The sequence below is a fragment of the Dietzia maris genome (assembly GCF_014144855.1).
Taxonomy (GTDB): Bacteria; Actinomycetota; Actinomycetes; order Mycobacteriales; family Mycobacteriaceae; genus Dietzia; species Dietzia kunjamensis.
This window is the reverse complement of sequence record NZ_JAALDN010000064.1, coordinates 1-7,869: the sequence shown is the minus strand read 5'-3', so window position 1 is coordinate 7,869 and position 7,869 is coordinate 1. Positions and strand designations below refer to the sequence as shown.

9 protein-coding genes and 1 tRNA gene are annotated in these 7,869 nt (G+C 71.1%); 6 read left to right on the top strand and 4 right to left on the bottom strand.

The window, feature by feature from the left end; all coding sequences use genetic code 11:
• Positions 1-53: 53 nt before the first annotated feature.
• Positions 54-422 (bottom strand): TfoX/Sxy family protein, encoded by a 369-nt coding sequence (locus G6024_RS02540; protein ID WP_119191686.1) that lies wholly within the window; start codon positions 420-422, stop codon positions 54-56.
• Between the two features lie 90 nt (positions 423-512).
• Positions 513-598, bottom strand: a tRNA-Leu gene (locus G6024_RS02535).
• A 201-nt stretch (positions 599-799) separates the two neighbouring features.
• Between G6024_RS02535 and G6024_RS02530 the strand changes: the two genes are divergently transcribed.
• Positions 800-1,342 carry a YbhB/YbcL family Raf kinase inhibitor-like protein gene (locus G6024_RS02530; protein WP_067714407.1) on the top strand — a complete coding sequence of 181 codons (543 nt, stop codon included), beginning with the start codon at positions 800-802 and terminating at the stop codon, positions 1,340-1,342.
• Positions 1,343-1,355: 13 nt separating this feature from the next.
• Here G6024_RS02530 and G6024_RS02525 read toward each other — a convergent pair whose 3' ends face one another.
• Both G6024_RS02525 and G6024_RS02520 read right to left on the bottom strand, forming a co-directional pair.
• A complete protein-coding gene (locus G6024_RS02525; RefSeq protein ID WP_096905474.1) occupies positions 1,356-2,423 on the bottom strand; it encodes a quinone-dependent dihydroorotate dehydrogenase in 1,068 nt (355 codons plus the stop codon).
• 49 nt (positions 2,424-2,472) lie between these two features.
• Complete coding sequence (locus G6024_RS02520; RefSeq protein WP_067714412.1) at positions 2,473-3,474, bottom strand: YncE family protein; 1,002 nt, start codon at positions 3,472-3,474, stop codon at positions 2,473-2,475.
• A 205-nt stretch (positions 3,475-3,679) separates the two neighbouring features.
• Here G6024_RS02520 and G6024_RS02515 point away from each other — a divergent pair, with 205 nt between their 5' ends.
• The 5 genes from G6024_RS02515 to mshC all read left to right on the top strand — a co-directional run.
• A complete protein-coding gene (locus G6024_RS02515; RefSeq protein ID WP_194307203.1) occupies positions 3,680-4,525 on the top strand; it encodes an undecaprenyl-diphosphate phosphatase in 846 nt (281 codons plus the stop codon).
• Positions 4,526-4,581: 56 nt separating this feature from the next.
• The gene (locus tag G6024_RS02510; protein ID WP_067714418.1) at positions 4,582-5,286 is read left to right on the top strand and encodes a histidine phosphatase family protein; all 705 of its coding nucleotides are present in this window, start codon (positions 4,582-4,584) and stop codon (positions 5,284-5,286) included.
• Between the two features lie 40 nt (positions 5,287-5,326).
• Positions 5,327-5,914 carry an Rv2134c family protein gene (locus tag G6024_RS02505; RefSeq protein WP_067714421.1) on the top strand — a complete coding sequence of 196 codons (588 nt, stop codon included), beginning with the start codon at positions 5,327-5,329 and terminating at the stop codon, positions 5,912-5,914.
• The gene (locus G6024_RS02500; RefSeq protein ID WP_067714424.1) at positions 5,911-6,693 is read left to right on the top strand and encodes an Rv2133c family protein; all 783 of its coding nucleotides are present in this window, start codon (positions 5,911-5,913) and stop codon (positions 6,691-6,693) included. Before G6024_RS02505 ends, G6024_RS02500 begins: the two co-directional genes overlap by 4 nt.
• 25 nt (positions 6,694-6,718) lie before the next feature.
• Positions 6,719-7,869 (top strand): cysteine--1-D-myo-inosityl 2-amino-2-deoxy-alpha-D-glucopyranoside ligase (gene mshC / locus G6024_RS02495; protein WP_159147878.1); only part of this gene is annotated, 1,151 nt, incomplete at its 3' end.

Here is a 7,869-nt window from a genome sequence, read left to right as displayed (position 1 = left end):
GGCAGCTGCCAGGGCCCGTCCCGCCGCATCGCCCGGTCGGCCGGCGCTCGCCCTCACGGCGTCCCGCCGGTGACCGAACGGTTGTACTCCGGGGCCGGCGCGAGCCACCCGGCCAGCTGATCGTCCGTCGCGATCGACGACGGCTCCACGGTGATCCACCCGGGCCCCATGTCCCGCCCGGCGCCCATCTCGGCCCGGATCGCGCCGGGCAGGGCCATGAGCTCATCGTGCCGGTCGGGGGAGACCCTCACGAGCAGTGACCCGTCCCGTCCGGCGCTGACCGCGATCCTCTCGGACACCATGACGCAGTGGCCGCCGAACATCGACACCTCGCGGGTCACCGGCTCATCGACGAGGAGTTCGCGCAGGCGGTCGATGAGCTGCTGCTGAGCGGGGGGCGGTGTGCGGGGTGTGCGGGCCATCGGGCGACCTCCCCAGCAAAACTCACCCAGAAACAAGTGGGCCCCGGATCCTCACGGATCCGGGGCCACTTCTACTGTCTCGACACAGTGTGCGCGAGGGGGGACTTGAACCCCCACGTCCGTTAATAGGACACTAGCACCTCAAGCTAGCGCGTCTGCCATTCCGCCACTCGCGCTCGCACACTGGTGACCTCCACCGGCTCGTGTCCGGCTTGGTCGTGCGAGGAATGACATTAGCCGATGCCCGAACCGTGGACCAAATCGGGGTCCCGCCGCGGCTCCCACCGCCGGGTCATCGCTGGTAGACAGGGCTGGTAGACAGGGACGTGACCGGATGGAGGACCACTCCACACCGCCACGATCGCAGGAGGATGACGATGACCGACTTCCGTGTGCCCGACCCCTACGCCGCACTCCCGGATCTACCGGCCCTCGAGGTGACGAGCGAGTCGTTCACCGAGGGTGCCACCCTGTCGGCCGCGCAGCTCGGCGGGAAGATGGGTGTCGAGGGCGGCGAGGACAGGTCGCCACAGGTGAGCTGGAGCGCGGGTCCGGAGGGTACGAGGACCTACGTGGTCACCGTCTTCGACCCGGACGCCCCCACCGCGTCGGGCTTCTGGCACTGGTCGGTGGCCAACATCCCGGCAGAGGTGACCTCACTGCCCGAGGGCGCGTGCACGGGCGACGACACCTCGGGCCTCCCCGAGGGCGCGGTCGTGGTCCGCAACGACGCCGGCTTCAAGGGCTTCGTGGGCGCGGCCCCGCCGGCGGGCCACGGGCCGCACCGCTACATCCTCGCCGTCCACGCGGTGGGCGACGAGATCGAGCTCGGTGACGACGCCTCGTGCGCGTTCGTCGGGTTCAACCTGTTCGGCCAGGGCCTGGCCCGCGGCACGGTGACGGGGATCTTCGAGCAGTAGCGCTCAGTAGCGCTCAGCGCACCGCCGAGCCGACGGCCTCCGCCAGGGACCCGAACCCGCCCTGGCGGAGGCGCTTGGCCACCAACCGGTTGGTGCCGCGCAGGAGCGTGGGTCCGGTGAAGATGAACCCGGTGTAGGTCTGGACGAGGTTCGCGCCGTGGGTGATGCGGTCCCAGACGTCCTCGGGCGTCTCGATGCCACCGACGGAGATGATGACGATGCGGCCGCCTGCGCGTCCGTGGATCCGCGAGAGGACCTCCCGCGACCGGGCGGCGACCGGCGCGCCGGAGATGCCCCCGGCGCCCAGTGCCTCGACCGCCGCGGCGGGGGTCCGCAGTCCGTCACGCGAAATGGTGGTGTTGGTGGCGACGATGCCCGCCAGCCCCAGTTCCAGCACGAGGTCCGTCACCGCGTCGATGTCCGCGTCGTCCAGGTCGGGCGCGATCTTCACCAGGACGGGGATCGTGGCCACGTCCCGCACCGCCGCGAGGATGGGCCGGAGCGATTCGACGGCCTGCAGATCCCGTAGTCCCGGGGTGTTGGGGGAGCTGACGTTGACGACGAGGTAGTCGGCGAGACCCGTGAGCATCGTCGCCGAGGCAACGTAGTCGCGGACCGCGTCCTCCGCAGGGACCACCTTGGTCTTGCCGATGTTGATACCCACCGGGTCACTGCTGCGGCGCCGACGGAGGTTGTTGGCCGCGTTACCGGCCCCGTGGTTGTTGAACCCCATCCGGTTGAGGATCGCCCGGTCCTCGACGAGCCGGAACAGGCGTGGGGTGGGATTGCCCGGTTGGGGAGAGGCGGTCACGGTGCCCACCTCGCTGAACCCGAAGCCGATCGCGCCCCACGAGTCCACGGCGGCGGCGTTCTTGTCGAACCCGGCCGCCAACCCGAGCGGGCCGGGGAAGGTACGACCGAGCACCTCCTGGGCGAGCACGGGGTCCCGCACACCCAGGATCCGGCGAGCCACGGCACCGAGCGGGGGCACCAGGGTCAGGAGCTTGAGCAGGCCGAACACCAGGTGGTGGATCCGCTCCGCGGGAAAGCGGAACAGCACCTTCTTGAGCAGTGCGTACACGGTCCTCCTCGGTGAACGTCCCCGGGCGGGACGTGGGTCTTCTGGGCGATCAGCTCGCCGGCTCGGTGAGGGTCGGTCGGATGAGGTGCAGGCCCGCCCCATCCGCGGAACCGACCACCACCGTCCCCGAGTCGGTGACCGCCAGCGAGTCGGGCTGGCGCACCGTCGGGATGTCCGCGCGCTGGATACCGACGCCGTCGCCGAGATCGTACGCCTGGACGGTGTTCGTCCCCGTGGAGGTGACCCAGACGAGTCCTCTGGACGTGTCCTCCGCCACCGCCCACGGGGCCGCGGCGACGGGGAACTGCTGATGCAGCCGGACGGGCGAGGTCGAGTACACCAGCAGGGTCCCGCCGACCGTGTCGCTGGCCACCACGGAACGCTCGCCGAACTCGTCGAGCTGACCCGCCCCCTTGCCGGCACGCAGGAGCGGCCCGGCGTTGTCCGAGTCGAGGTCGATGCTGGCGATGACGGTGTCGGGGCGGCTCAGGGCCGTCACCGAGCCGTCCCGGGCGACGCTGATCCGGTCCACGGCGGTCAGCCCGCCGATGCGACGCTGCTCGGCACCGTCGGCGTCGCGCACGACGATCTCGCCCTCCGGGGTGCCGGTCAGTAGTCGACCGTCCGTGGTCAGCGCGGCCGCGGTGACCGGGCCCAGCCCGGTGATCTCACGGACCTGCCCGGTGGCCGACACCAGGACGACGCCGTCGGAGTGGGGGACCAGCACCGTGCCGTCGTGCGCGGCCGAGGCATCGCCGGCACCCGGGGGCAGCGGCACGGAGTCCTCCTCCACCCAGCGGGTGCCGTCGATTCGACCGATCTCCAGCGACGGCGGGTCGTCGACCCGGGCGATGACCCGGTCACCCACCGCGACGAGGGAGCGGACCGAGCCGGGAACCGGGATCACGTCACCCCCGGCGGGGTCGGAGACCTGCGGCGACTCCGCGGGGGAGGCGTTGCCCTGGGCGATTCTGTTCTGCTCCTCGAGCTCCGCGGTGGGCGAGGAGCAGGCGGTCAGTGCGATCGCCAGGGCGAGGAGGGCGGCGGGCATGCCGGAACGGTGGAGGACACGTCGGTGCACGGTGTTCCTTTCGACTGCCCGCCATTGTCCACCACGCGGGTGCTCGGGCACCGTCCAGGTCCGGGCGACTACTCTCGCTGGGTGCGGTGACGCGATCCGCGTCCGATCCGCCGGAACCCGAGAGGAAACAGCGCACGTGAACACATCGGTCCTCGCCGCGCCCACCGCGGAAGGGATGTCCTGGCTCCAGGTCGTCGTGCTCTCGGTGCTCCAGGGCCTCACCGAGTTCCTGCCGGTGTCGTCGTCCGGCCACCTACGGATCTTCTCCACCTGGTTCTTCGGCGAGGACGCAGGCGCGTCCTTCACCGCCGTGGTCCAGCTGGGCACCGAGGCCGCGGTGCTGGTGTTCTTCTTCAAGGACATCGTGCGCATCCTCGTCGCCTGGTTCCGGGGCGTGTTCGACTCCGAGCACCGCGCCGACCCGGATTACCGCCTGGGGTGGTTCGTCATCGTCGGCTCGGTTCCGATCGCGCTCATCGGTTTCGTCGGCAAGGACTTCATCCGTGACGCCGCGCGGAATCTCTGGATCACCGCCATCGTGCTCATCGTCTTCTCCTTCGTGTTCCTGCTCGCCGAGAGGTTCGGCCGGCAGGACCGCCCCGTCGACGCCAAATCGCTCGAGGGTCTGACGATGAAGGACGCGATCGTCATGGGGCTGGCCCAGTGTCTGGCGCTCATCCCGGGCGTGAGCCGCTCCGGGGGCACGATCTCCGCCGGCCTGTTCCTCAACATGTCGCGCGAGGCCGCGGCGCGGTTCTCGTTCCTGCTGGCCATCCCCGCAGTCCTCGCCTCGGGCCTGTTCAGCCTCCCCGACGCGTTCGAACCGTCGGTGGGGCAGTCGGCGAGCGGATTCCAGCTCCTCGTGGGGTCGGCGATCGCGTTCGTCATCGGGTACGCGGCCATCGCCTGGCTTTTGAGGTTCGTGCAGAACCACTCGCTCGCCTGGTTCGCCGGGTACCGCATCCTCCTCGGCGCCCTGGTGATGATCCTGCTCGGCACCGGCACGATCCCCGCGACCTGACCGGGGCCGCCGCCCGGCCGGTGACCGACCCGGCGGGCCGTCGGTAATCTTCCCGTATGACCGTCATCCTGCTCCGGCACGGCCGATCCACCGCCAACACCGCCCTCACGTTGGCAGGCCGTACACCGGGGGTCGGCCTCGACGACACCGGCCACGCCCAGGCCGCGGAACTCGGCCGTCGGCTCGGGGAACTGCCCGTCGAGGCGGTCGTCCGGTCGCCCCTCATGCGGTGCCGTCAGACGGTCGAACCCCTAGCGCGGTCGCTGGGCGTGGAGCCGCTGGTCGACGAGGGGCTGGTCGAGGTCGACTACGGCTCGTGGACGGGCCGGCCGCTCAAGGACCTCGCCTCCGAGCACCTGTGGTCGGTGGTCCAGCAGCACCCCTCGTCGGCGGTCTTCCCGGACGGAGAGTCCCTGGCCGGGATGGCCGGTCGGGCGGTGACCGCCATCCGTCGCCACGATCAGCGCCTGGCGGACGAGGCGGATCGCGACGTGCTGTGGGTGGCGTGTAGCCACGGCGACGTCATCAAGGCGGTGATCGCGGACGCCTACGGGATGCACCTGGACCAGTTCCAGCGGATCGTGGTGGAACCCGCATCGGTGTCCGTGGTGCGGTACACGCCACACCGCCCGTTCGTGCTCCGGGTCAACGACACCGGCGGCGACCTGGCGGGTCTCCGCGGGGACCCGGCCGGCCGGGTCGGCGACGCCACGGCGGGGCACGCCAGCTCGGACGCCGTCCCCGGCGGGAACGTAGCCTGATGATCCGCACCACCATCCACCCCACGAGGAGACCACCCGCATGAGCAGGGCAGTGCACGAGTTCCGCGACCCGACCCGGTTCGTGGTGGGCACGGTCGGTCAGCCGGGCGAGCGCGTCTTCTTCGTCCAGGCCACCGAGGCGGGCCGGACCATATCAGTGCGGTGCGAGAAGCAGCAGGCCCAGATCCTGTCCGAGAGGATGGGCGACCTGCTCGACGAGATCGCCGACAAGTCCGACGTCCCGATCCCGCCCGCCGGCGGCGTCGTGGATGATCTCGACCCGCTCGAGATGCCGGTCGACGCCGAGTTCCAGGTGGGCACCATGGGGCTCGGCTGGGACGGGGAGCACTCCAAGATCGTGGTGGAGTTGTTGGCGATGGACCCGTCCGCCACAGACGAGTCGGTGGTGCTGTCGGACGCCGAGGACGCGCCGGACGCGCTGCGTGTCTTCCTCACCCCACAGCGCGCCCGGCAGTTCGTGCTCCGCAGCGAGAAGGTCGTCTCCGCCGGGCGTGCCCCGTGCCCGCTGTGCGGCGAACCGATCGACACCACCGGTCACCTGTGCGTCCGCCTCAACGGTTATCTCCCGCGGTCCGGTGAGACGCTCACCGACCTCATCGACCCGTGACCGACCGCCCGGTCAGCCCCGAACTCACCGTGCTGTACCGGATCCCGTCCGGCAGCAACGCGGTCTACCACTGTGTGGACGCCCACGGGGACAGCTGGGTCTACAAACCGTCGGCGGGCGAGCGGCCGCTGATGGACTTCCCCGACGGCAGCCTCGCCGCGCGGGAGATCGCCGCACACGCGGTCTCCGAGGCGTTGGGCTGGGACCTCGTGCCACAGACCGTGTCCGCGCACGGCCCGGGAGGGCCGGGGATGGCCCAGCGCTGGATCGAGGAGGTCGATCGCGAGCAACGCTCCGGGCACGACCCGATCGACGTCCACCCCGCCGACGCCGTCCCGGGCGGTCGGGCAGTCGTGCTTCGGGGGGAGGGCGCGCGGGGAGAGGACGTGGTGGTCGCCCACGGCACCGACGACCGGCTGCGCCGGATCGCGGTGTTCGACCACGTGGTCAACAACGCCGACCGCAAGGGCGGACACGTCCTCGTCGACGCCGCGGGGGTCGTCTGGGCGATCGACCACGGCCTGTCCTTCCACACCGAGCCCAAGGTGCGCACCGTCCTGTGGGGGTGGGCGGGTCAACCCCTCACCGCCGACGACGTGGCGGGGTTGGAGCGTCTCCGGCGCGACCTGGCAGAGGGCGGCACCCTCGGCGCGGCCCTGTCCGACCTGCTCTCCTCCGCCGAGGTCGAGGCTCTCACCGATCGCGTCGACGCCCTCCTGGCGACGCGGGTGTTCCCCGTTCCCGGCCCCGGCTACCCCTTACCCTGGCCGCTCTTCTGACCGCGTGGTCTCTAGACTCGGCCGCATGCACTCGTGGTCCACGCCTGTCGTCCCCTCGGTCCCCGGCGACGGCGCCCCCCTGAGGTTGTTCGACACGGCCGGCGGGGAGGCCCGCGAGGTGGCGCCGGGGCCCGTCGCACGCATGTACGTCTGCGGGATCACCCCGTACGACACCACCCATCTCGGTCACGCGGCCACCTATCTCGCGTTCGACCTCGTCTACCGTCAGCTGCTCGACGCCGGGCACGAGGTTCACTACGTCCAGAACACCACCGATGTCGACGACCCGCTGTTCGAGCGGGCAGAGCGAGACGGCGTCGACTGGCAGGAGCTGGGGGACCGCGAGACCGATCGGTTCCGCGGGGACATGGAGGCGCTCCGGGTCCTCCCGCCGCGTGACTACGTCGCGGCCACCGAGACCATCGACGAGGTCGTGGAGATGGTGGCCGAGCTCCTCGAGCGTGGTCACGCCTACTGCATCGACCCCGCCGTCGACGGCTACTCCGACGTCTACTACCGCCACCGCGCGACCGAGGAGTTCGGGTACGAGTCGGGCTACGACGACGACGAGATGGCCGTCGCCTTCGCCGAGCGCGGTGGCGACCCTGACCGAACCGGCAAGGAACACCCGCTGGATGCGCTGCTGTGGCGTGTCAATCGTCCCGGCGAACCGTCCTGGCCCTCCCCCTGGGGGGCGGGCCGACCCGGGTGGCACATCGAGTGCTCCGCGATCGCCCGCAACCGCCTGGGGATGGAGTTCGACATCCAGGGTGGCGGCAGCGACCTGGCCTTCCCCCACCACGAGTTCTCCGCCGCCCACGCCGAGGCGGCCACGGGGGAGGCGCCCTTCGCCCGTTTCTACGTCCACGCCGCGATGATCGGGCTCGACGGCGTGAAGATGAGCAAGTCGCTCGGCAACCTGGTGCGCGTGCAGGCGCTGCGGGAGGAGGGCGTCGACCCGGCGCTCATCAGGCTCGGCCTGTTCGCCGGGCACTACCGCGTGGACCGGTCCTGGTCCGGGGAGCTCCTCGAGGCCGCCCGTCTCCGGTACGACACGTGGAACCGGGCCGTCGCCCGCGGCGCCGGTGCGGACTCGGCGGCCGCGATCACGGCTCTGCGCGAGCGCCTCGCGGACGACCTGGACACGCCCGGCGCGTTGGCCGTGATCGACGCGTG

Excerpts from the sequence above, each read along its gene's own strand:
- G6024_RS02540 (WP_119191686.1), bottom strand. The coding sequence starts at position 422 with ATGGCCCGCACACCCCGCACACCGCCCCCCGCTCAGCAGCAGCTCATC.
- G6024_RS02530 (WP_067714407.1), top strand. The coding sequence starts at position 800 with ATGACCGACTTCCGTGTGCCCGACCCCTACGCCGCACTCCCGGATCTA.
- G6024_RS02520 (WP_067714412.1), bottom strand. The coding sequence starts at position 3,474 with ATGCCCGCCGCCCTCCTCGCCCTGGCGATCGCACTGACCGCCTGCTCC.
- G6024_RS02515 (WP_194307203.1), top strand. The coding sequence starts at position 3,680 with ATGTCCTGGCTCCAGGTCGTCGTGCTCTCGGTGCTCCAGGGCCTCACC.
- G6024_RS02510 (WP_067714418.1), top strand. The coding sequence starts at position 4,582 with ATGACCGTCATCCTGCTCCGGCACGGCCGATCCACCGCCAACACCGCC.
- G6024_RS02505 (WP_067714421.1), top strand. The coding sequence starts at position 5,327 with ATGAGCAGGGCAGTGCACGAGTTCCGCGACCCGACCCGGTTCGTGGTG.